Origin of the sequence: Mangrovimonas sp. ST2L15 (assembly GCF_001280515.1) — a bacterium.
GTDB classification, from domain to species: Bacteria; Bacteroidota; Bacteroidia; order Flavobacteriales; family Flavobacteriaceae; genus Mangrovimonas; species Mangrovimonas futianensis.
Window position 1 is genome coordinate 1,560,787 of record NZ_LBIQ01000030.1, and the last position, 21,328, is coordinate 1,582,114.

The window sequence follows — 21,328 nt, forward strand, 5'->3', positions numbered from 1 at the left end:
TTAATTAAGCATGAAACAAACATGGGGTTGATAAAAAAGAATCCTTTCGGACATATCCTTTTTTTGAAAAAGTGGCTCATTAGAAGCATGGGAGCAATAACCCACAGGAGGTTTAGAGGGTTTAATGAATTACAGATTGAAGGATCGGAAATTATCAGAAACCTCCCTGAAACCAATGTGTTATTTATTTCAAACCATCAAACATACTTTGCCGATGTGGTGGCTATGTTTCATGTATTTAATGCGAGCTTGAGTAATAGGGATGATTCTATCAAGAATATAGGATATCTCTGGAACCCAAAGTTGAATATCTATTATGTAGCGGCTAAGGAAACCATGAGGTCTGGATTTTTGCCTAAGGTTTTGTCTTATGCAGGAGCTATTCCTATTGAAAGAACCTGGAGAGCCGATGGTAAAGAGGTTAACAGACAAGTGAAAATGAGCGATATTACCAACATCAAAAAAGCACTTCAAGATGGTTGGGTCATTACATTTCCGCAGGGAACTACCACGCCATTTAAACCCATTAGAAAGGGAACCGCCCATATTATCAAACATTATGAACCCATTGTGGTGCCTATTGTTATTGATGGTTTTAGACGGTCTTTTGATAAAAAGGGCATACGTGTGAAAAAGAAGAATATCCTGCAGTCTATGGAGATAAAGGAGCCTTTGGATATCGATTATAAGAATGAAACCATCGAACAGATTGTTGAAAAGATTGAATATGCCATTGAGCAACATCCATCCTTTCTAAAGGTGATACCAAAAGATGAGGTTGAGGCACATATGGCGCTTAACAACAAGCGTAGGTGGCACCCAACTGAATATTAGATTTCCAGTTTTTTTAATTCTTTATAATTTCTATTTAGGCCTTTTAGTAGAATTCCATAAACCAGCCAATAGAATAATAGAAATACGCCAATAAGTAGTACTAGAGCTATGAAAACCGTAGCAAAGAAAATAGCGTAAAACTTAAATATCTCACCATTTGCAGAGGCCTGACTTAAGTGGTCGTTTAATTCTTGGTTCTTGTCAAACTCAATAAAAAGAGCCGCGATGAAGCATACAATTAGGTAAATAATATTGAAAGCCACGTATTGTTTGACAGTTCTTCTTGTTTTTAGGATGTTTTCCATCAGTGCTTTAGCACTATCAGTCACAGAAATTCTTTTGTAATTTTTAAAGAACGCTATAAAAAAGTAAATCAAAATCCCAAAACCAATTATGGCTATAGGGACAAGGATGTTCTCTCCGTGAAGTTCTCTAAAATGCTTCATGCTTTCTGTATCCCTAAAGGCAACGCTGATAAAAGACCAAAAAACAAATTCAATGATGCTGATGATAAATATCCATTTCACAATGGAGGATGATTTCTTTAAAATCATCTTGTAAATATCGTCATAGGACAATTTAGGATAGCTATTATCCTGTTTTTGCCAATCTTTTTTCAATAATTCTAACTCATCCATAGCACTACGGATTTAAAATGGTTTTTAGCTTGGTTTTAATTCGGTTCATCTTCACACGGGCATTAACCTCGCTTATACCAAGAGTCTCACTAATTTCTCTATAATCCTTGTCTTCTAAATACAAGAAAACTAAGGCTTTTTCAATGTCGTTCAATTGATGTACCGCTTGATACATCAATTTGAGTTGTTGCTCTTCGGTGTCATCATAAGGTTCTGATTTGATTTTAAACTGGACCATATCAAATTCCTGGGTGTTGACACGTCTTTTTGATTTGCGATAAAGAGTAATTGCTGTGTTCAATCCCACTCGGTACATCCACGTACTGAATTTGGAGTCCCCTCTAAATTTAGGATAGGCTTTCCAAAGTTGAATGGTAATTTCTTGAAAGAGATCATTGTGTGCTTGTTGGTTATTGGTGTACAGTCTGCACACCTTATGCACAATATTTTGATTCTCCTCAAGTAGTTTTACAAAGCTATGTTCTAACTCTTTACTCAATCAAATGGTTGTTTAGTTTTCCTATAGGTATACGAAAACGTTATAATGTTACAAAACTTATAAAATCTTTATAAAAATAGGCTTTATTAGGGTTTTGCAATACATTTGTTATACAAATTTAGCACCATGAAAATACCTGAAACCAACTTCCCAAGGGTGGTTGTTGTTGGTGGCGGTTTCGCCGGAATCAACATTGTAAAGAAATTGGCTAACAAACCCGTTCAAGTCATTTTAATTGATAAGCGTAATTACCATACATTCCAGCCTTTACTATATCAGGTTTCTTCCGCTGGATTAGAGGCCGATGCCATTGCATACCCTCTACGGAAATTTATTAAGCGCTATAAAAATAGTTTCTTCAGACTGGCAGAGGTACATCGTGTGGTTTCAGAGGAAAATAGAATTGAAACATCTATAGGAGATATTACTTATGACTATTTGGTTCTGGCTTTAGGTACAAAAACCAATTATTTTGGAAATGAGACCATTCAAAAATTTGGAATGCCAATGAAAACGGTGCCTCAAGCTCTAAATATCAGGAGTTTGATTCTTCAAAATTTTGAAAAGGCTGCCATAGAGGATGATCTGGAAGAGGTTAAGGCTCTACTTAGCTTTGTTATCGTTGGTGGTGGGCCAACAGGCGTGGAGTTGGCTGGTGCTATAGCAGAGTTGAAAAATCAAATTCTCCCACGGGATTATAGGGATTTAAACTCAGACTTGATGGAGATTCACTTGTTGGAGGGTAGCGATCGTGTATTACCGCCTATGAGTCAAAATGCATCCAAAAAGGCAGAGAAGTTTTTAAAACGATTGGGAGTTCAAGTCCACTGTAACACATTTGTAAAAAATTATGATGGGGTAAAGGTAACCACCAATACTGACCTCAAACTGGAATCGGAAACCTTAATTTGGGCTGCTGGAGTTACATGCAGAACAGTTGAAGGATTACGTGACGAATGTTATACAGAACGTAACAACCGACTCAAGGTAAATGAGTATAACCAAGTGTTGGGATATGACAATATTTTTGCTCTTGGTGACATTGCCAGCATGGAAAGTAAAGACTATCCAAAAGGGCATCCTCAGGTGGCTCAACCAGCTATTCAACAAGGGAGTTTGTTAGGTAAAAACTTGCTTAAATTGATGGCAGGAAAATCGATGAAGAAATTTAAATATATCGATAAAGGTTCCATGGCCACCATAGGAAGAAATAAGGCTGTAGTTGATTTAAAGCCTTATAAATTTGGCGGATTTTTTGCTTGGTTTATTTGGATGTTTGTTCACTTAATGGCCTTGGTTGGATTTAGAAATAGAGTCATTACTTTCTTTAATTGGGTGTACAATTACATCAATTTTGATAAGGCATCACGCTTAATTATCAGACCATTTAAAAAGTTAAACTGATAATTTAAAATAAGTAAACTATGTATCTGATTAATAGATTTTTGACGTGTTGTTATAAATTTTATCTATCGTTGTTTTATAAGGCCTAAAACAATGAAAAGTTGTGCTGTTGCATACGTAAACATAATACTTAAATGTGACATTGCCAAAGGGGTGTAAAATTTATTGATTGCTAGAATGCTATCAGATATCAAAAAGAAAATAGCCCCTAAAAAAACGAGTAAAAAACTGGAGGCTGATACTTGTTTTATTCTTAAGAATGAGGTGACGGCCATAACCAAAATGACTCCCATATATATCGCTACAGGTACCATGAAATCTCCAAGATGATTTTTTAAGAGGAGGAAAATTAAAATAGCATAACTAGCTAAAAGGGCATAAAGTAAATAAGGTTTTTTATAAGGATTTCTTCGCTTAAGAAAAGTTGAAATATACAGTATGTGGGCCAATAAAAAGGCAACTAATCCGGCCAGAAAAAAGCTTGAGGTATGTTCTACAAATAGAAGTAAAATGTCACCCGTAAGAGAACAAATTAATGCTAAAAGTGTTAGTGATTTACTTATGCCATCTAGGTGTTTTGCCCTCAATAAAAAGAAGATGATGAGCGATAAAACAAGGAGAGGTTTGGTTATTATTCTATAAGGTTGGAGACTGGCAAAATGGGAGCATATAAGTTCAAGGGCCAGTAGCAAGCAAAAAAAGGCGATAAATCCTTTATTTGATGTCATAGGTTTTTAGTTTGTGTGTGTTCCAAATATAAATATTATGTCAAAAATTTAAAAGGAGTTTTATGATGGTTACCAATCCAATTAATAGGATTAAGGAGAGTGAAATCTTTCTGAAACGGTCTTGTGGAATATAATTCAGTATGAACTTCCCCATGTAGGTTCCAACGAACCCAATGACAAACAAAAAAGGAAGATATGTAAGTTCTTGTTTTTGAATATAGCCATTGTCATAATAAACAAAGGTTCTTGAGAAGTCTATCAATAAGTCAATAAAAGCTGAGGTGGCTATAAAGACATTTTTCTCAAGATTAAAGGCCGCCATGGTTAAACCTCTTATGGCTCCTCCTGTACCTAGCAAGCCAGCTGAAAACCCAGATAGGGTTCCTCCAGCAATGGCATTTTTATTGGTAGGTTTAAATGTGAGAGTCTTTTTTATAAGGAACAATAGGCTTAAAGCCACTAGAAAAACACCAAGGAATACCTCAAGCCAAAAACTGTTAACCATTTTAGATAAATAACCTCCCAAAATAACAAAAGCCACAGAGGGAGCTCCTATGTAAAGGAGTAGTCTTTTATCTAAACCCTTTTTGAACAGGAAAACCTTACTTAAATTACTTGATAAGTGAAAAATAGCGGTCATCCCAAGAACCGAATAGAAGTCAAAGTAAAAATTACCTAAGGGAACAAAAAAAACGGAGGATCCAAAGCCGCCTATGGTACCAATTATTTCGGCTTCTAAGGCCAACAATAGAAAAACAACCCGAATGTTCATATCTCAGGAAATAGTTCCATTAAGGTACAATTATTTAACCAGAAAAAACATGAATAATGTCAAGTTAAGACATAAGAATCCATTAGGGCTTATGGATTCAAGTTTAGAAGAGAAAGGTTTAATTATTCGGCTGTAACAGGGTCAATTATAGAATAAACTCTTTCTACAGAATTTGCAGGAAACCCACCTTGTTGGGCGTGTTCTCTAACCATTTCTTCATTAGGTGCATTATAAATACAATAAATTTTATTGCCAGTTACATAACTGTGAACCCATTGAATTTGAGGTCCCATTTTTTCTAATACACCACAGGATGTTTCAGAAATGGCCTTTAGCTCCGTAGGACTTGATTTACCGATATTCGGAATATCCCGCTCAATGACATATTTAGGCATGACAAAAAGGTGTTAAACCCTACTCGTATGGCTTTTCGGTTCCGCCCCGTTTGGTTTGGTCTCTGGACTCCAAGCTATTAATCAGTCCAAAAATTGGTTTAGTTGTTGGTTTGTTGAAAAAGCATTTAGTCTTCTAAAGGTACAAAAAGGAGTGATACATTTTAAATTTAAATGCGTTTTTATTTTTAAAATGTTAGGTAAAAATGAAGATACACCCAAATTAGAAAGTATTGCTATTAATCAGTATTTGGGTGTATCTGTAAAGACTTAATTGACGGGGGCGGGGGGAATGTAACTTGGTACTACATTCTCGATGGGTTTGATGGATTTTAAGTATTCAAAAATAGCCATCATATCTTCTTCTTTCATATCGACATAAGATTCCCATGGCATGGGAGGCATTAAAGGTCTGCCATTTTCCATTCCTTTATATTTTCCTTTAGTCATAGCTATTTTAAATTGATCGTATGACCAACTTCCTATTCCTGTATCATCTGGGGTAATATTGGCACTAAATGAAACTCCCCAGGGGCCAACAGCAGCTGTTAAACTATTGTTGAACAATAACCATTTATCAGGTCCTAAAGCTTCTGTAACAATCGGTGGGAGGGTATCATTGGCAGGATGCCCCATTAGCCAACGATCTGTATCAGGTACGGGTCCATTGGGTGTCATTTTTTTTGGTGTATGGCAATGATCACAACCTATGGTTTTGGTGAGGTATTCGCCTCTAGTAATTAGTTCTTCTGTTGTGGGTTCATTGGTAACGGTAGTCTCAATAGGTTCCGATTTTTTATCAACGCAGTTAAAAAATAAAATGACAATAAAAATTGGAGCCACACTGAACAGGTTTTTTCGAGTCATGTGGAAAAGGTTTTGGTTGGTTTGTAAAGTTTTGATTTAAGTTAGCATTCTGACATAAATATAATCATTTTTTAATATTAAATTAACTAAAGGTCTAAAATTCAATTATTTATTTATTGACAAGTGAAGATTTACGAATATACGATAGAAAGCCACTTAGAGAATTTATGGGCTTAAAAGCTGAACTATTGCCTTATTTTTGAAAAGCAAATGGTATCACAAATAGGCTTATTTGTCATGAAATCCTTTTCCATTTAGGATATGGGAGGTATATTTTTCTATTCTTGAGGCTTTTGTTTTAGATTGTTTTGGAGCTGAGAAATAAATGAGATAGCCTCTTTGTCTGCCCGGTGTTAGTTTGTAAAAAGCAGCTTTGAATGCAGGGTCTTTTTTAAAGACCGTATCCAATTCTTCTGGAATAGGTTGCTCTGGAGCTTTGTCTAATTCTATTTTTAACCCCTTTTCTTCCACTTCCATAGCTTCAAAGATGTATTCTTTTATTTTGGAGCGTAATGCTTGAAAGTTTGTTTGTTTATCCAATCGGATCAACCTAACTATTCTGGAATTTTTTCCAGGCTTGTCAAGTATTTGGTATGGGTCTTTTAAAAGTATTCCCTTAAAAAAACTAAGGGTACAATTGTCCCTAAAGGCATTAATTAATAAGATATTGTTTCCTTTGTATGTGTAACAAGGGACGCTCCATTTTAACTCCTCGATCAAACCGCATTCCAAAGCTAGAGTTCTTAAATGACGTAATTCATTTTGCCAAAGATGCACCTTGCAGTCTGAAGTTTTGTATAAACTACATCGTCCGCATCCATCTTTTAGATAGAGATCTACGGCCTTATGATTGGAATGAGGTTGCAAAATAAAAATGCATGAGATTAAAAAATAACCTGCTTAATTTTTTAAAAGAATACACCTTTTACATTTTCGAATGATGACTACTTCAAGTTTTCAATAACTTGTTTCATCTTTTTCTGAACTTCTCCAGCTATAGGCCCCAAAGATTCATTTTTTACAGAACTCATGGAGGCAATAGGATCTACGGCAGATACTTCAATATCTCCATTGTCATGTTCCTCAACAATGACATTACAAGGAAGAAAGACACCAATTTTGTCTTCACTTACTAATGCCTGATGGGCAAAATGCGGGTTACATGCTCCCAAGATGCGGTACTTTTTAAAATCAACATCTATTTTCTTTTTTAAAGTGGCTTGCACATCAATTTCTGTAAGAACCCCAAAGCCTTCTTTTTTTAGTTCGGAAGTAACAAGATCTAGTGCTTCTTCAAAAGAAATTCCATTTAGGGTGGTATTAAAATAGTAACTCATGGTTGTTGAATTTATAATACTTAAAGTTACTAAATTTTATTTCCAAAGTTGCTTTAAGCAACAGTAAATTTATGAGGTTTTAAACGCAAATAAAATGGTTTTAGGTACATTGAAATTCTGTTCTCTATATAGTAAATTGAGACCATGCATCAACACCATTCTTAAGCTATTTCTTAGGTTTAGAGGAACTAATGGATTTTAATGAAATCAGATTAAGGTAATAGAAGGATATTTTGCTTTAATAAACATATAAATACCGTAACCTATTAAACCAACAGAAATAACACCTAATACTAAAGCGCCAAATTGACTTTCAATAAAGCTGAATGCATCTGTTTGGGTACTTACCGAACTGCTAGAATTTAAACCAGATTTGATTGTTAAAAAAGCCATCAACCCAAACACAAGCCCCCTCGCTGTATGGCCAAATCGTCCCGCATTTATTAATATTTTTTGCTGGTTTTTACTTAAGTCACTTTCCCTAATTTCGTTTCTGTATTTTCCAGAATAGGCTCTATACAAATCATAGATGGCTTTTATAGCAAATCCTATTCCAACCATCAAAGCAATAAGGTTCCCATAAGATCCTGAAAAAAGATTGTGGGTTAATGACGAATTGCTGGAACCAATAAATCCATAGATGGCAAGTTTAAAAGCGTAAAAGGCTAAGCCTCCATAGGCCAAACCACTTATAAAGTAAGCAATGCGTGTCGCATAGCCCATAAAATCGCTTGTTATATTACTGGGATTTTTAAAAACTTGGTAGAACCTCCAAAACAAATATCCAAGCAAACCTAAGCCCATTAGAATGAGTAATACTTGTCCAAAAGGTTGTTTTGCTAAGAATTGTAATGCTCCGGTACTTCCAGCCTTCTCGCCACCATTGCTAAAAGCCGCTAAACCCGTAAGTATACCTATAATACAATATACTGTGCCTTTGGCGGCCATTCCGAATCTGGCAAAGTTTTTTTTATGTGAGCTCATACTATTAAATCTAATTTATTTGTATTTGGTGACAATTTATTATCGTCTTTTTTATGATGTTGTTTAGTCGTTCGTTTTTATTTGCAGTATTTCAATCAATTCAACTTCATACATTAGGGTAGAATCAGGATGTGGAAAGATATGTGCCCCAGTTCGTTTACTTAATGCTGGAGGTACAATTAGTTTTTTTATTTCTCCTTTTTTCATTCCAACTAATCCCTCGTCAACACCGGCAATAGCTTGACTACCGCCAACCAAAACTTTCACGGGGTTTGGTAATGTTCTAGAATCAAATAGCATAGAGTCGTTCATATAGGACATTGTTTCATGAATTAATACTTCCTGTCCCGCTTTCACTGGTACTCCCTTTCCTTCTTGTATGATTTTGTATTTGAGTCCCGTTGAAGTTTTTATAAATCCAATGTTTTTATCTTTTTTGTTTGAACTACAGCCAACCATGAAAGTGCTTGCTATTAGTGAAATCCAAAAAAAGAAGATAACATTGATGTATTTTTTCATGAATAAGAGTTTTTTGGTTGGGTTTGTTTGTGGATTAGTTCTAGGATTTTATTAATGAGAAACAAGATAACAAAAGTACGGTAACTTTTTGTCCAGATATTAATGCTAGCTTCAAACCGCACATAAGATTCAGGAACTCGAAATCACTGTTAAATTTCTATTTTATCTTTGCTAGTTCTATTAACCTTTCTGAAATAGATAGATTTCATCAACCTTTGCATTTCCCTATTTGAGCTATCAACCAAAGGGCGAAAAAGTAATGGCGCCAAATTCCCAATTGGTTGCAAAACCAATAAAAGCAAGAAGCAAGATGCAGGCTTGGAGAATCATTAGAATAAAGAACAAAAGAATTCTGAGAATTATACCCCATCGGGAATAATCTGAAGCAAAGGCATTGTAATACCCATAGGCAATGTAACATAATACCAATACGGGAGTGCCATAGTTGATGCTGGTTGCAATCACTTGACTTTTAGTAAATAGATACAAAAAGAATAGCAAATTGCCCATGGTAGATATGAGTAACATCCCTAGTAATATCATACCGGCAATAATAAAGTGCTCACTTAAGTTCAAGGATTTTCTTTTGAATAACAGTAAACTGTTGATGGCGGCAAATGGAACGAACAGAAATACAATCAATTTTCTTTTTTCTGAAATCATGCGATCCAATCTCTTACTGGCCTCGTCTTGTAATGCAGTGTCATTTATAACATCACCTTGAGCCATGGCCAATTGCTCATAAAAATGACGCAGGAACAAAATCAAACCAAATAAAAACAAGCCAAAAAGGAACAGATTGTAATACCGCCTGCGTTTCCCGTAAATATATTCTAAAGCAGCTTTTCCAGGGCGAAGTAGGGCCTGTTTAGCTGTAAAGACCATGCCTTTTTCTATGCTAAAAGTGCCATGGAGGATATCATTAAATACAAAGTTCTTAAAGGAAATGCGACGTGTATCTGCTTTTTGTCCGCAACCAGCACAAAATTCACCTACTAATTCTTTATTACAATTAAGGCAGTGGCTGGTGGTCATGTATGAAAGTTTGGGTTACGCGGTTTAGAATCAAATTAATGCTTTAAATATACTGTTTAAATTGAAAAATGAGCACACAGAATTCTAGAGGCTTTTAATAATTTGTCTTAAGGAACAGCCTCCAAATCATTCTGATTTTAAGGTTCCTTTTTTACCAAATACTTTATATAGATGATTACCAAGATTGGAACAAGAACCAAGCCACTAACAAAATTTAATAAGGAAGCCCAATCGGTCAATTCATTTGCGCCTTTAGAAACCAAGATCAGTTCGCCCAAAGGCCCTTTTGAAAATAGGGTGTTGTAAATGACATTCCATCCTAAGTGAAGGCCGAAAGGTAGCATCATGGATTTTGTTTTAGAAAAAGCCCATGCCCAAGCGTATCCCATTATTCCGGTTCCAATAAAAACTAAAATCATAGCCATAACATTCCCCAAAACACCGTATGAGAACCAATGATAAACCCCAAAAGCAATAGCAGAAATAAGAATGCCTTTTGATGGGCCAATTTTTTGGATGAGTATATATAACAAAGCTCCCCTAAAAATAAGTTCTTCGGTAAAGACAGATTTAAAATCCCACCAAAGGGACTTTAGTATTATGGCACTTGTAATATTATCATTTAGGATCCAAGTGGATGATTTTAGATGAGCCTCTAAATACTGAACTACAACACAAAGGATTCCAGTAATTAAAAATCCTATTAAGAATTGTTTCAATCTTTTGGGTGTAGGGAGGATTCCTAAAACTGAAAGAGTCTTGTTTTCAATGAAGTATAATAGCAACCACGAAATAGCAATTACAACTAAAATTCCTATCATTTCTTAGTTGGTTTTAAATTAGGTTCATGGACCTTATTATTGATTTGATTGCTAAGTTAAGGAATAACAAGTTGTTTTTGAGGTTGTTGTGTTGTTGTTTGTTTAAGAAGTGAATTAAAAATAACGAATTGTAGGGCAAGATTTCACTTAAAATCACCCATTAAATCATCATATTTAAATTCATAATTCAACAAGTGCCTCAGTTTCGTGCTATCAATTATTTTGTATTCATTTTTCGAATTTTCATTAAAGGAGATGGAGGAATGTCCTACTTTCTTTGATTCTTTAAGGTAAAACTCTCGCCTTTTGGGGTGATTGGCGGCACAGGCATTCAAGGTTTCATTCCAAACGTCTTTTAAAATGATTTGCTTGATGATTTCGATGCAATCGTCTCTATGAATAAAATTAATATACCCTTCTGGATTGTCAACCGCTTTGTTTGGTTTAATGAAATTTCCTGGTTTTCTGTTATAACCAAACAGTCCGCCAAATCTTAAAATGGTTGTTTTGAATGAGGTGTTGGTAATAAATAATTTTTCAATTTCAACAAGATTACTCTCAGTGGTGGGTGTTTCTTCAGTGACAATACCGTTAGTAAATGGATATACAGAAGTGGAACTGATAAATAGGACTTTTTGAACCTTATGGTGTTGTATTTTATCAATAAGCTTCTTAATATCCTGAATGTTCTTAGAGGTCATAGAAATGATTAAGACATCAGAATTTAAAAAATTCTGAATGTCCAGATTGGCTGAGCCTATGTCTATAAGAAATGGTTTAACGCCATTTTCAGAAAGTGTTCTGATTTTATCTTTTGAGGTCGTGGAGCCATACACCTCATATCCTTTTTCAATGAGATCAATAGCTAGGGCTAACCCTAGCCAACCACATCCTAATATGCTGATTTTTTGGTTCAATTTTTTTGGTTTGTGGGGTGATAACAAAGTTATCAAATAAAAATAGGTCTTAGATTGGAGGAATGAGTTTACCTGATGAAATAGCAAGTTTTGAATTCTATATGCTTTTATGTTAAGTTGTTACTTCTATTTGATATTCAATTGATTTTTTACTTTTGGATGATTCATTATCATCTTTTTAAATACCTCAAAATTTTCGTAGTTATTGGGCGAATCATTAATTTGTTCATAAAAGAAGGATTTGTCCTTTTGAGGATAAATGATGATGGTTTCTCCAAATCGTAAATCAAAAAGTTTCATGTTCAAAATTAAAGTTGAATATTCATCTGGACTTGCCGAAAATACCCAATCAAATTCATTGTTTTGCGCTTCAAAGGTTCCTTCAGCAGTTAAGTAAGGATAATTTCGAGATTCAACCAAGGTATTTTCGCTAGAGTTTTTGTCATTTGTTAAAACAAGCAATGTTAATTTATCAATTACGGTGTCACTTTCAGGGTTTTCATAGGCTCCAATTCGCACGCCTTTAAAAACCAAGTCACCAATTTCTATGATAAATGGAACACTAGAGACCGCATAATCATATGCTGCCACAGGGAAAGGTGATTTGTTTAACGGGTAACCTTTAAATATTTCAGAATATTGGTCATAGGTTTCAATATCTTGTGCAAACAGTTTTAAATCCCATTTTGTACTGTCAAGATGTTGACGGGATTTAATACTTAATTTTTCAATGTCCCATTCTTTTACTTCTGGACTATCTAAAACAGCATTCGTTTTTTCTTTCTCCTGACAAGAAAAAATCAATAGTATTAAAATAAAACCTAAGTAGTTTTTCATAACATGAGCGGAAGTTATGGCTAATTATTATGTTCTTATTAATTCATGAAATTCGTCCAGATATTTGCAAGGATTATCCTTGACCCAATAAATAGTATTGGTTCCTTTTATTCTAAATATATAATCAACCTTAGAGGAACAATAAGTTTTATCGTTTTTGTCCAAATTTTTAATGTTAGACACGAATTCCATAAGTTCTTCCTTTACGTCTTTCTTTCCTGAATAAATCCACTCGCCTTCATATCTTAATCTGTCTATTTTTTTTCTTAAAGTAATTTTATTGTTTTCATTTGTAATGAATTCAATTAGCTTTGTTGAAGCTCCGAAGCACCCCAATTCTTTATAAAGAACTTGAAGAGTGTCATTTTTGGTCACTTTCTTAATGTTCAAATTCTTGATTTCTTTTTCATTGTAAAACTCTTTAAGTTTATTTGGAAATTTTAACTCGATGTTTTTTTCAAAATTCAGTTTTTCGGTAATAGTATCATTAAAGCCAGATACGAATTTCAAATTATATTCTCCAAAACTTAAACTGTCATAAATACGGCTAACGTTTATATCATCGTCGTGGAAAAATAATTTGGAATCTATTTTTTGATCTGACTTCTTAATAATCAAATTATTCCAAATTTTAGAATCAGATTCTATCACTTGAATAAAATTTCCTTGTGGTGAATACTTGACAGAAATATTATTTTCTCCAATAAAAGCCTGACCTTGTATGCTATCATTCGGTATAGAGATTATACTGATATTTTCATTAGACAAATTTTCACAAGATTGAAAAGAAAGTAGTAAGCATAAAATACCTATAAATGTCAAAATGCGATTCGTTCTATTCATCAGAATTTAGTTTCTTTAATTAGTTGCATTGGTCAGAATAAGAGCTATTTATCGATTTAGTTTGTTTGGTTTTTACCACAGTGCTTTGTAACCAGGATTTTATTTATTTATAATTATGACTAAAACAATTATAAAAATAAAAACAAGGCTTAGAATGTAATTATATGGACTATTATCAGATAATATCTCACCAAATGATTTAGATCTATAAAAATAAATCCAACGAACAAATGCTCCTGGTAATCTCATTAAAATTCTATTTAAGAACTGGTTTATCAATTATAATGTTCTTTTCTAATTTAGCAACTAATTCAATTTTAAATATTTAATTTCAGTATGCATTTTTCAAATGTTGGGTAACTATTGGAATAACAGTCATTTCTCCGCTTAGTTTGTTTGGTTTTTAACTCAGTTCTTTGTTGTGCTTAGTTTTTTATTGTTTTTAAATGTTGTATTATGTCAATAAATACATTGTCATTATTTGTTTTAAAAGTCTTTTTGCCATAAAGTCCATTTTTGTCTACATATTTAAGCGAAATCACGTGAAATGTATCTAAAAATGATTTTGAATTAAATTTTATGGATTCAACTGATTTTGCATCAGCTAAAAATGTATTCACTTTCTTTTTGGAAAAATTCTTTTGATATTGAATTTCTAGTGAGTCATTTTCGATTGAGTAATTTTTAATGTAATAGTCATTTCTAAAATAGAACACTAAACACATTATCGTAAGCATAATTATTAAAATGGTAAATAAGAAAATCCAATCATTCGTTTTTCTGATATATATAAGTCCGAAAAAAAACGTGATTAGAATTGGTCCAAGAAATTTATCTTTTATTATGTTTTTTGTCATTTTTTAAATTAAGCACAACAAGCGAATAAACACCCCATTGTGTTTATTTCTTAATATATACTCCTTAAAAATACATAAAATTCTTACTTAACGCTACGAGTTTAATAACAGCAAAGAGAAGATCTACTGAAAATTACTGATAAGATCTTCCTTTTACCTTTTCAATCACAGGTTACAATTCAGGCATTTGTTTTTACAATTGAGTCAGCTTCCTTTTTAAAAGGGCTGCTTTTGTCGCAATTTTGGGGTATCAATCAAAAACAAAACAGGCATCAATCAATTTAATGTTACCTTTAATATCCCAACAGAGATTATATGAAAAAGCTTCGTAAAAATACCATCCTTGTTTTCATCATCGGTAGTGTGGTATTTGGAATAGGAAACTCCCTCTCATCAAAAGGGTTTCATTTTGAGTCTACCAAAGACCTGATGATCAATTTTCTGTTCTATCAAGCCTATGCGTTTCTGTTGGGATATAGTAACATGTATTACTTCGCCTTTTTGGAACGCAAACAGTGGAACAATAGCTTAAAACGCATTTTTGTTGGTATTTTCGGCTCGGTTCTTATAACCCTCTTGGGACTATTTGTACTCAATCTTTTGACAGCGGTTTATTATGACGGTTATACGGTACGAGCTTTTTTAAGTCAAACCTCTTGGAACCAATATGCCTTTGGAGTGTGGATCACCTTGACCATCGTTATCATTTTTCATCTGGTTTATTTTTACAACCGCTACCAACAAAACAAAATCAAGGAACAAAAGGTAATTGCCGGTACGGCTAGTGCCAAGTTTGATGCGCTTAAAAATCAATTGGACCCCCACTTTCTGTTCAATAGCTTAAATGTGCTGACCAGTTTGATAGAAGAAAACCCCGATGCGGCACAAAAGTTTACCACCTCGCTTTCTAAGGTGTATCGCTATGTGTTGGAGCAAAAAAATAAGGAACTGGTAGGGGTCGAAGAGGAGTTAAGGTTTGCAAAAACCTATATGTCTTTATTAAAAATGCGGTTTGAAGACAGCATCGTGTTTAGCATACCAGACCAAGTAAGCGACCCAGAAAGTAAAGTAGTGCCCTTATCGTTGCAATTGTTGCTTGAAAATGCCGTAAAACACAATATGGTAAACAACAAGCATCCGTTGCACATTAAGATTTATGAAGATAACGGGTATTTGGTGGTAGAGAACAACCTGCAACCCAAACAAATAGTAGGTAAAAGCAGCGGCGTGGGACTGAGTAACATCAAGCAGCGTTACCAGCTTTTAACAGACAAACAAGTAAACATCAATCAACAAGTAAACAGGTTTGCCGTAGCAATCCCTATGCTTACAAAACAAGTATCAATCATGGAAACAATCAATTTTGACCAAAACGGTTCTTATGAAAGAGCCAAAAAGAAAGTAGAAGAAATTAAAGGATTTTACAGCAATGTGTTTTCTTACCTCATTGTAATACCCTTTCTTATTTTTATCAACTACAGAACCTCTTGGGAGTTTAAATGGTTTTGGTTCCCACTTTTAGGTTGGGGTATTGGTATTGCATTTCATGCCTTTGGGGTGTATGGTTTTGGAAAATCCTGGGAAGAACGTAAAATCCAACAGATTTTGGATGAAGAAGAACGCAAACAAAGCAAATGGAGCTAATCATGGAAACTAAATTTGAAAAACAACGCCGAATTGATCGAGCCAAAAGACAAGTAAAACGCATCAAGGGTTTTTATACACATCTATTGGTGTATGTGGTAATCAATATTTTTATTTTGGTAGTCAATTTTTCTAGGACAGGCCTAGGAGAAAACACCTTTCAGTGGGAGAATTTCAGCACGTTGATATTTTGGGGAATCGCCTTATTGATACATGCAGCTTCCGTGTTTATGCCAAACATTATTTTTGGCACCGAATGGGAAGATCGCATGATCAAAAAGTATATGGACAAGGAAAAACAGGGTTGGAAATAAAACACTTATCAAAAGAATTTAAAACACTATGATGCAAGTAATAATTATTGAAGATGAAAAGCCATCGGCCAGAAGGTTGCAGCGCATGCTGGAAAAACTGGACATGCAGGTTCATACCATGTTACATTCGGTAGAGGAATCTATCGCTTGGTTTCAAAATAATACGCACCCAGATTTGATTTTCTTAGACATTCAGCTGAGTGATGGTCTGTCGTTTGAAATCTTTGAGGCATTGGATATCAAGTCTTCCATCATTTTTACAACCGCTTATGATGAATATGCTCTAAAAGCCTTTAAGCTGAACAGTATTGATTATTTGCTGAAGCCGATAGATGAAGAAGAGTTGGAAGCGGCCGTAAAAAAATACCAGACTATGGCTCCCAAACCATCTGTGACACTCAACTTTGATGATATCAAGCAGCTTTTGGTCAATCCGATAGAACGGGAGTACAAAAAGCGTTTCTCGGTAAAAATTGGTCAGCATATCAAGCTGGTGAATGTCGAAGATATTGAATGCATTTACAGTGAGAACAAGGGCACTTATTTACATACCGTAGATGGAAGGAATTATTTAATAGACCCAACCTTGGAGGAACTGGAGGTCGAATTGCCACCCAATCAATTTTTTAGGGTTAATCGTACGTTTTATGTTCAAATCAATGCCATCAAAGACATCATAAGTTATACCAATTCCAGACTTCAAATCAAATTGCAAAGCTATCAGGAACAGGATGTGATTGTGGCTAGGGAACGGGTTAAGAATTTTAAGGATTGGTTGCAGTGATTTTCGGTTAAATCTCATTTTAAGGGTGTTTATCAAAAAAGTTTTGCAAGTTGATTTAATAATAGTAGCTTTATTTTAAACAACTTGAAAATGAAACATATAACTACCCTGCTACTATCGCTTTTTATGTTACAATCCTTCGCCCAAGATTGGAACATGTATCCTTACGAACCTGTTGGGCAAATTGCTTTTCCTTTGGATGAAGGTCGTCATGATGGCGAGGAAGTAGAGTGGTGGTACACCTCGGGCTTTTTTGAAGGCGCTACTTCTGGCACTTCATACAGTTATATGGTAAGCTATTTCTACTATCCCGCGGCTGGCTTTGATGGATTTCGAATACTGAATATCACTAATTTGGATACTGGTACTTTTTACAAAGATGTTCTACCAGTCACTTATACAACCATGTCAACGACTTCTTTGGACATAGAAGCAGCCATTTTTTTAGGTGGTACCGAAACTTGGTCCAATGCGTTGGACGGTTCCAACAATCCCATACCTTTTGAGTATGACTTGAGTACGGGAGCTAGTTTTGGTGATTTAACCCTGAATATGGATGTGACTAAAAGACCACTTTTGGTTGGGGATGATGGCTTTGTAGACCAAGGTTTGGATCGATATTCCTATTATTATTCCTTTACTGGAGTGTCTTTATCGGGATCTTTGACCTTAAACGGCACCACCGAAGCTATTACTGGAACCGGATGGTTGGATAGGCAATACGGAAATTTCAATCCTTATTCCAGTGAAGATTACGAATGGTTCAGCTTGCAATTATCTAATGGCATGGATATCAATCTTTGGAATATTTTTACCGCAGAGAGCAGCATTCCTGATGCGCCGGAATATCGTATTCTTTCAGTGTATGTAGATGAAGATAACCAATACACAACCGCCGACCTAAGCATTGAAAGGGAAGCGTTTTTCTGTACAACCGAAGATGGCGAAGAGAAATGCTATTCCAAACAATGGCATTTAACATCCGATATCAATGATGTCGATCTAGTGATGACTGCTCAATATGAAGATTCTGAAATGCAATTGCCTTTCCGTTTTTATGAGGGTGCCACAACCATAGAAGGGACTGTCAATGGGGTAGAAGTGACAGGGATCGGCTTTGCTGAACTATTACACGGTTATGAACATCCAGAGGTTGCCATAACCACACCTACAACTGTTTTTGAAACGGGTTCTCCTATAACTTGGGAGTTAAATAATCCTGATGATGGTAGACCAATTTATTATGACCTTTCATACAGTGTGGATGATCAAGCTACCTTTTTACCATTGGTAGAGAATACTACAGAATTATCTTATTTATGGGAAAGCCCAAGCATAAGTGAAGATGATGTCTTATACTTTAAATTGTTTGCTTATTCGGTGGATGGTACTTTAAACAATGAAATTATTGCAGGTCCTTTTACTGTCAATTTGTTGTCTATGGATGAGGTATCTTTTTTTGAAGTTAAAACCTATCCAAACCCGGTTCAGGATATCTATTATTTACAATTTCCCAATTCTGTAAATGGAACGTGGCAATTGTTTGATATCAATGGCCGAAGCGTATCAAGTGATGCCTTTCAAGGGGTTTCTTTGCAACAAATTCCCGTTGCAAGTTTGTCCAAAGGCGTTTATTTCCTGAAAGTTGAAGTAGATTCTAAGACTTGGATAAAAAAACTGGTTAAACTGTAGCAGTTATTCTTCAATACGGTTGTCATCAAAAGCAGATGGCAATAATTGGGGAATGATCTTGACAATTAAAGGGAGTAGAAGGGAGCCGCCTGGTAATAAAAAGATGGCCAAACTAGGAATAGTCTTTATGATGTCCATTAATTGGTGGTTGACCCTTTTTTGTTCTTCCTCTGTTAAATCTCTTACAGTTGATTTGGTAATCAATTTCATAAGGTCCTTGCTTTGGGAAACCTCTTTAAGTAAGCGCTTGCTATTCCGTTTCAATAGTAAATTGACCAATTTACTGGAGTTGGAATAAAAGGTCTGTACGATGTTTTTGGAACTGAGCAATCCTATTTTTTCCTTATGACTTTGGTAAAAGTAAGTCAATGCACTTAAGGAGTTTTCAACCCTGTCTTTGGGTAGATTAAGTTGTGTGCCTAATTGCTTTAGGATATCTTGTTCGGTTTTTTCAACCACCATATCGGTCCATGCCGCCATACAAGCCAAATCCATGATGTAATACTTTTCTAAATCCTCATTTATGAAGGTGATACCTTCCTCCAAGCTGATGGTGGGATGATTTTGAAAGCGCAAAGAACGCTCCAGCAAATCAATTAAGGTATCATCATATTTTGATTTTTTGACTTTAGAGTCCAATACTTTCAAAACGATGGATTCAATTACGGCCTCCAAATGCTGTATATGGCTATTGGTAATTTTGCCTCGTTTCAAAAAATGTTGGTAGGCCAAGACATCAGTAAACAATAAGGCGTTGGTCACAAAGTAATTAAAACTTTTCCCAATAAACTTATCCTCAATCAAAACCCTTTTGTGTAGAATATGCTCTAGAAGGGCATGGGATTTCAGTTCTCCCAAAAGCTCTGTGAAAAAGGTGGGTTTATGGGCATCTATTTCCTTGTAAAATTGAATGACAGAATCCAAAAAGGAAGTGTCTGTAATATGATTGTCCTTATAGATATAATAAAAGGAAAGTGCCAGATTGATTTTACATAACTCTTCTTCAGTATAGTCATAAAAATCAAAACTATTATTAATGACCTCAATGTTGCTACCATATATAAAGCCACAAGTCCTTAACTCATCATAAAATTGAGCAGGTGATTTTTGAGTCCAATCTATGGATTCCTTGCCTAAAACCTTGATGAGTTTCTTGATCCAGCCTTTACTAGAAGGGTTCATTGCTATCAACTTTATCGGGGGATAAAGATATTAGATTCTTTCAAATCCATAACATCTTTTTTGTGTTAACAAATATTTAACAAAACCGCTTTTGGAGTAATTGCGTAGGTAGAGGTGAATGCAAAAAATAATTAATAAAACCTCATGATTATGAAAAAAACAAAATGGATTTTAGGAATCGGTCTACTAGCTGTGGCTGGTTTCTTTTTAGTAGCAGCAGATCATATTGATGCGCCTGCAGTTCAAGGTGGTTCTAGTGACATCACCGATTTTTATGCCTTTCAAGGTGAAAATACAAACAACATTGTTTTTGCCGCCAATGTAATGGGATTATTAAGTCCTACAGCAACCGCCGATGCTATGTTTGATGAAAGTGTATTGATTGAATTCAACATTGACAATACTGGAGACAACGTAGAAGATTTGGTGATTCAGGCCATACCAAGAGATGGCAAAATGTATTTCTTTGGACCTGCTTCCCCAGGAACCACAGGTTTAAGTAGTACCATTTTAACCAACAACATGTTGGGTTCGGTAGATATTTCTGCCTACGGTTCGGCTGCAATGACAAACAGTTACAATGGCGCTATGATGTTCGCTGGACCGCGTGATGACCCATTTTTTATGGATTTTGCTCAGTACAGTGAGATTATAGCAGGAAATGCTTCTGGATTTAATGATCCGGGGAGTGACACTTTTGCCGGAACCAATGTGCTGTCTGTAGTTGTGGAAGTGCCAAAATCTAGTGTTGGTGGTTCAGGAACCATAAACACATGGGTAGAAACAAAAAGAAAACAATAAAAACTTTAAATCACGAAATTATGAAACGAATAACATACATAACCCTAGCAGTCTTGCTAGCAGCTTTTACTTTTAATTGTTCAAATGATGATGATAATATGATGGGAGATATGGATAATACCAACCAGCCATCAGAACCTGACTTTTCGGGAACCTACATGCAGGAGGACCAAGTGGCGAGACCTGCTGTAAATACAGTGTTTACATCTCCATCATCAAAGGATATGTTTAATATGACCATTCCTTCGGAACAAGGTGCTGCTTTTCAATCCATGTTTCAGACAAACTTGGAGGGCTTAAGTCCGGCTTATGCCAATCCTGGTGACATGAATGCCTTGGGATTGGATTCAGCCACTTTTACGGGATTATTGGCCACTGACGTCTTAAATGTAAGTCTAGATGGCACCACAACTTTTTATGATGGCACCAATGTGTTGACGGGTAGAGCCCTGGCTGATGATGTAATAACAGTAGAATTGCTTTTGATTTTTGGAGGTGAAGATTTTACAGAAAATCCAACCCTTTCAAATGATCATGTTGATGCAAACGACAAACCTTTTTTGACCTCATTTCCATACCTGGCTTCGCCATGGTAGTATAATACATATCAGGGTATAACAGCCCGTT

General features: G+C 35.1%; 24 protein-coding genes. 8 read left to right on the forward strand and 16 right to left on the reverse strand.

What is annotated here, in order from left to right:
* Nucleotides 1–21 precede the first annotated feature (21 nt).
* Nucleotides 22–834: a 1-acyl-sn-glycerol-3-phosphate acyltransferase gene (locus ZA07_RS10875; protein ID WP_053971710.1), complete on the forward strand. Its 813-nt coding sequence runs from the start codon at nucleotides 22–24 to the stop codon at nucleotides 832–834.
* On the opposite strand, the gene ZA07_RS10880 is transcribed toward ZA07_RS10875, so the two are convergent.
* Complete coding sequence (locus ZA07_RS10880; protein WP_053971711.1) at nucleotides 831–1,472, reverse strand: hypothetical protein; 642 nt, start codon at nucleotides 1,470–1,472, stop codon at nucleotides 831–833. The genes ZA07_RS10875 and ZA07_RS10880 overlap by 4 nt on opposite strands.
* A gap of 4 nt (nucleotides 1,473–1,476) precedes the next feature.
* The gene (locus ZA07_RS10885) at nucleotides 1,477–1,971 is read right to left on the reverse strand and encodes an RNA polymerase sigma factor (protein ID WP_053971712.1); all 495 of its coding nucleotides are present in this window, start codon (nucleotides 1,969–1,971) and stop codon (nucleotides 1,477–1,479) included.
* A gap of 126 nt (nucleotides 1,972–2,097) precedes the next feature.
* On the opposite strand from ZA07_RS10885, the gene ZA07_RS10890 reads away from it, so the two are divergent.
* Nucleotides 2,098–3,375 (forward strand): NAD(P)/FAD-dependent oxidoreductase, encoded by a 1,278-nt coding sequence (locus ZA07_RS10890; RefSeq protein WP_053971713.1) that lies wholly within the window; start codon nucleotides 2,098–2,100, stop codon nucleotides 3,373–3,375.
* Between the two features lie 65 nt (nucleotides 3,376–3,440).
* Here ZA07_RS10890 and ZA07_RS10895 read toward each other — a convergent pair whose 3' ends face one another.
* The 13 genes from ZA07_RS10895 to ZA07_RS10960 form a co-directional block, all read right to left on the reverse strand.
* The gene (locus ZA07_RS10895) at nucleotides 3,441–4,103 is read right to left on the reverse strand and encodes a lysoplasmalogenase (RefSeq protein ID WP_053971714.1); all 663 of its coding nucleotides are present in this window, start codon (nucleotides 4,101–4,103) and stop codon (nucleotides 3,441–3,443) included.
* Between the two features lie 40 nt (nucleotides 4,104–4,143).
* The gene (locus ZA07_RS10900) at nucleotides 4,144–4,875 is read right to left on the reverse strand and encodes a sulfite exporter TauE/SafE family protein (protein ID WP_053971715.1); all 732 of its coding nucleotides are present in this window, start codon (nucleotides 4,873–4,875) and stop codon (nucleotides 4,144–4,146) included.
* Nucleotides 4,876–4,997: 122 nt separating this feature from the next.
* Nucleotides 4,998–5,270 carry a DUF4242 domain-containing protein gene (locus ZA07_RS10905; RefSeq protein WP_053971716.1) on the reverse strand — a complete coding sequence of 91 codons (273 nt, stop codon included), beginning with the start codon at nucleotides 5,268–5,270 and terminating at the stop codon, nucleotides 4,998–5,000.
* 267 nt (nucleotides 5,271–5,537) lie between these two features.
* On the reverse strand, nucleotides 5,538–6,134 hold the full coding sequence (locus ZA07_RS10915) for a hypothetical protein (protein WP_053971718.1): 597 nt from the start codon (nucleotides 6,132–6,134) through the stop codon (nucleotides 5,538–5,540).
* Between the two features lie 228 nt (nucleotides 6,135–6,362).
* Nucleotides 6,363–6,911: a YdeI family protein gene (locus ZA07_RS10920; protein ID WP_231628671.1), complete on the reverse strand. Its 549-nt coding sequence runs from the start codon at nucleotides 6,909–6,911 to the stop codon at nucleotides 6,363–6,365.
* A gap of 167 nt (nucleotides 6,912–7,078) precedes the next feature.
* On the reverse strand, nucleotides 7,079–7,471 hold the full coding sequence (locus ZA07_RS10925) for a DUF302 domain-containing protein (RefSeq protein WP_053971720.1): 393 nt from the start codon (nucleotides 7,469–7,471) through the stop codon (nucleotides 7,079–7,081).
* Nucleotides 7,472–7,678: 207 nt separating this feature from the next.
* Entirely contained in the window at nucleotides 7,679–8,455 is a 777-nt protein-coding gene (locus ZA07_RS10930) for a DUF1206 domain-containing protein (protein ID WP_053971721.1), read from the reverse strand.
* 63 nt (nucleotides 8,456–8,518) lie between these two features.
* Entirely contained in the window at nucleotides 8,519–8,974 is a 456-nt protein-coding gene (locus tag ZA07_RS10935) for an FKBP-type peptidyl-prolyl cis-trans isomerase (RefSeq protein WP_082316566.1), read from the reverse strand.
* Between the two features lie 237 nt (nucleotides 8,975–9,211).
* Nucleotides 9,212–10,009, reverse strand: coding sequence for a DUF3667 domain-containing protein (locus ZA07_RS10940; RefSeq protein WP_053971723.1), 798 nt, complete (start codon nucleotides 10,007–10,009; stop codon nucleotides 9,212–9,214).
* A gap of 137 nt (nucleotides 10,010–10,146) precedes the next feature.
* Nucleotides 10,147–10,830 (reverse strand): CPBP family intramembrane glutamic endopeptidase, encoded by a 684-nt coding sequence (locus ZA07_RS10945; protein ID WP_053971724.1) that lies wholly within the window; start codon nucleotides 10,828–10,830, stop codon nucleotides 10,147–10,149.
* A gap of 143 nt (nucleotides 10,831–10,973) precedes the next feature.
* Nucleotides 10,974–11,747 carry an NAD(P)-binding domain-containing protein gene (locus ZA07_RS10950; protein WP_082316596.1) on the reverse strand — a complete coding sequence of 258 codons (774 nt, stop codon included), beginning with the start codon at nucleotides 11,745–11,747 and terminating at the stop codon, nucleotides 10,974–10,976.
* A 126-nt stretch (nucleotides 11,748–11,873) separates the two neighbouring features.
* Nucleotides 11,874–12,584 carry a hypothetical protein gene (locus tag ZA07_RS10955; RefSeq protein WP_053971726.1) on the reverse strand — a complete coding sequence of 237 codons (711 nt, stop codon included), beginning with the start codon at nucleotides 12,582–12,584 and terminating at the stop codon, nucleotides 11,874–11,876.
* Nucleotides 12,585–12,611: 27 nt separating this feature from the next.
* Complete coding sequence (locus ZA07_RS10960) at nucleotides 12,612–13,427, reverse strand: hypothetical protein (protein ID WP_157492118.1); 816 nt, start codon at nucleotides 13,425–13,427, stop codon at nucleotides 12,612–12,614.
* A 1,172-nt stretch (nucleotides 13,428–14,599) separates the two neighbouring features.
* Between ZA07_RS10960 and ZA07_RS10970 the strand changes: the two genes are divergently transcribed.
* The 4 genes from ZA07_RS10970 (at nucleotide 14,600) to ZA07_RS10985 (ending at nucleotide 18,718) form a co-directional block, all read left to right on the forward strand.
* The gene (locus ZA07_RS10970; RefSeq protein ID WP_053971729.1) at nucleotides 14,600–15,928 is read left to right on the forward strand and encodes a 2TM domain-containing protein; all 1,329 of its coding nucleotides are present in this window, start codon (nucleotides 14,600–14,602) and stop codon (nucleotides 15,926–15,928) included.
* A gap of 2 nt (nucleotides 15,929–15,930) precedes the next feature.
* The gene (locus ZA07_RS10975; RefSeq protein ID WP_053972122.1) at nucleotides 15,931–16,242 is read left to right on the forward strand and encodes a 2TM domain-containing protein; all 312 of its coding nucleotides are present in this window, start codon (nucleotides 15,931–15,933) and stop codon (nucleotides 16,240–16,242) included.
* A gap of 31 nt (nucleotides 16,243–16,273) precedes the next feature.
* Nucleotides 16,274–17,026, forward strand: a complete 753-nt coding sequence (locus tag ZA07_RS10980) for a LytTR family DNA-binding domain-containing protein (RefSeq protein WP_053972123.1) — start codon at nucleotides 16,274–16,276, stop codon at nucleotides 17,024–17,026.
* 90 nt (nucleotides 17,027–17,116) lie between these two features.
* Nucleotides 17,117–18,718 (forward strand): lipocalin-like domain-containing protein, encoded by a 1,602-nt coding sequence (locus ZA07_RS10985; protein WP_082316567.1) that lies wholly within the window; start codon nucleotides 17,117–17,119, stop codon nucleotides 18,716–18,718.
* A gap of 3 nt (nucleotides 18,719–18,721) precedes the next feature.
* Here the strand turns inward: ZA07_RS10985 and ZA07_RS10990 are convergent, their stop codons facing one another.
* Complete coding sequence (locus ZA07_RS10990) at nucleotides 18,722–19,900, reverse strand: LETM1-related biofilm-associated protein (protein ID WP_053971731.1); 1,179 nt, start codon at nucleotides 19,898–19,900, stop codon at nucleotides 18,722–18,724.
* A gap of 150 nt (nucleotides 19,901–20,050) precedes the next feature.
* Between ZA07_RS10990 and ZA07_RS16335 the strand changes: the two genes are divergently transcribed.
* Both ZA07_RS16335 and ZA07_RS11000 read left to right on the forward strand, forming a co-directional pair.
* Nucleotides 20,051–20,701, forward strand: a complete 651-nt coding sequence (locus ZA07_RS16335) for a DUF4331 family protein (RefSeq protein ID WP_053971732.1) — start codon at nucleotides 20,051–20,053, stop codon at nucleotides 20,699–20,701.
* Between the two features lie 20 nt (nucleotides 20,702–20,721).
* Nucleotides 20,722–21,297 carry a DUF4331 family protein gene (locus ZA07_RS11000; protein WP_053972124.1) on the forward strand — a complete coding sequence of 192 codons (576 nt, stop codon included), beginning with the start codon at nucleotides 20,722–20,724 and terminating at the stop codon, nucleotides 21,295–21,297.
* Nucleotides 21,298–21,328: the final 31 nt, after the last annotated feature.

What these genes read in the sequence shown, in the direction of transcription:
- ZA07_RS10900 (WP_053971715.1), bottom strand. Translation starts at nt 4,875, where the DNA reads ATGAACATTCGGGTTGTTTTTCTATTGTTGGCCTTAGAAGCCGAAATA.
- ZA07_RS10890 (WP_053971713.1), top strand. Translation starts at nt 2,098, where the DNA reads ATGAAAATACCTGAAACCAACTTCCCAAGGGTGGTTGTTGTTGGTGGC.
- ZA07_RS10970 (WP_053971729.1), top strand. Translation starts at nt 14,600, where the DNA reads ATGAAAAAGCTTCGTAAAAATACCATCCTTGTTTTCATCATCGGTAGT.
- ZA07_RS10935 (WP_082316566.1), bottom strand. Translation starts at nt 8,974, where the DNA reads ATGAAAAAATACATCAATGTTATCTTCTTTTTTTGGATTTCACTAATA.
- ZA07_RS10960 (WP_157492118.1), bottom strand. Translation starts at nt 13,427, where the DNA reads ATGAATAGAACGAATCGCATTTTGACATTTATAGGTATTTTATGCTTA.
- ZA07_RS10915 (WP_053971718.1), bottom strand. Translation starts at nt 6,134, where the DNA reads ATGACTCGAAAAAACCTGTTCAGTGTGGCTCCAATTTTTATTGTCATT.
- ZA07_RS10990 (WP_053971731.1), bottom strand. Translation starts at nt 19,900, where the DNA reads ATGAACCCTTCTAGTAAAGGCTGGATCAAGAAACTCATCAAGGTTTTA.
- ZA07_RS10945 (WP_053971724.1), bottom strand. Translation starts at nt 10,830, where the DNA reads ATGATAGGAATTTTAGTTGTAATTGCTATTTCGTGGTTGCTATTATAC.
- ZA07_RS10925 (WP_053971720.1), bottom strand. Translation starts at nt 7,471, where the DNA reads ATGAGTTACTATTTTAATACCACCCTAAATGGAATTTCTTTTGAAGAA.
- ZA07_RS10880 (WP_053971711.1), bottom strand. Translation starts at nt 1,472, where the DNA reads ATGGATGAGTTAGAATTATTGAAAAAAGATTGGCAAAAACAGGATAAT.
- ZA07_RS10980 (WP_053972123.1), top strand. Translation starts at nt 16,274, where the DNA reads ATGCAAGTAATAATTATTGAAGATGAAAAGCCATCGGCCAGAAGGTTG.
- ZA07_RS10955 (WP_053971726.1), bottom strand. Translation starts at nt 12,584, where the DNA reads ATGAAAAACTACTTAGGTTTTATTTTAATACTATTGATTTTTTCTTGT.
- ZA07_RS10895 (WP_053971714.1), bottom strand. Translation starts at nt 4,103, where the DNA reads ATGACATCAAATAAAGGATTTATCGCCTTTTTTTGCTTGCTACTGGCC.
- ZA07_RS10975 (WP_053972122.1), top strand. Translation starts at nt 15,931, where the DNA reads ATGGAAACTAAATTTGAAAAACAACGCCGAATTGATCGAGCCAAAAGA.
- ZA07_RS10875 (WP_053971710.1), top strand. Translation starts at nt 22, where the DNA reads ATGGGGTTGATAAAAAAGAATCCTTTCGGACATATCCTTTTTTTGAAA.
- ZA07_RS10930 (WP_053971721.1), bottom strand. Translation starts at nt 8,455, where the DNA reads ATGAGCTCACATAAAAAAAACTTTGCCAGATTCGGAATGGCCGCCAAA.
- ZA07_RS16335 (WP_053971732.1), top strand. Translation starts at nt 20,051, where the DNA reads ATGAAAAAAACAAAATGGATTTTAGGAATCGGTCTACTAGCTGTGGCT.
- ZA07_RS10985 (WP_082316567.1), top strand. Translation starts at nt 17,117, where the DNA reads ATGAAACATATAACTACCCTGCTACTATCGCTTTTTATGTTACAATCC.
- ZA07_RS10905 (WP_053971716.1), bottom strand. Translation starts at nt 5,270, where the DNA reads ATGCCTAAATATGTCATTGAGCGGGATATTCCGAATATCGGTAAATCA.
- ZA07_RS11000 (WP_053972124.1), top strand. Translation starts at nt 20,722, where the DNA reads ATGAAACGAATAACATACATAACCCTAGCAGTCTTGCTAGCAGCTTTT.
- ZA07_RS10940 (WP_053971723.1), bottom strand. Translation starts at nt 10,009, where the DNA reads ATGACCACCAGCCACTGCCTTAATTGTAATAAAGAATTAGTAGGTGAA.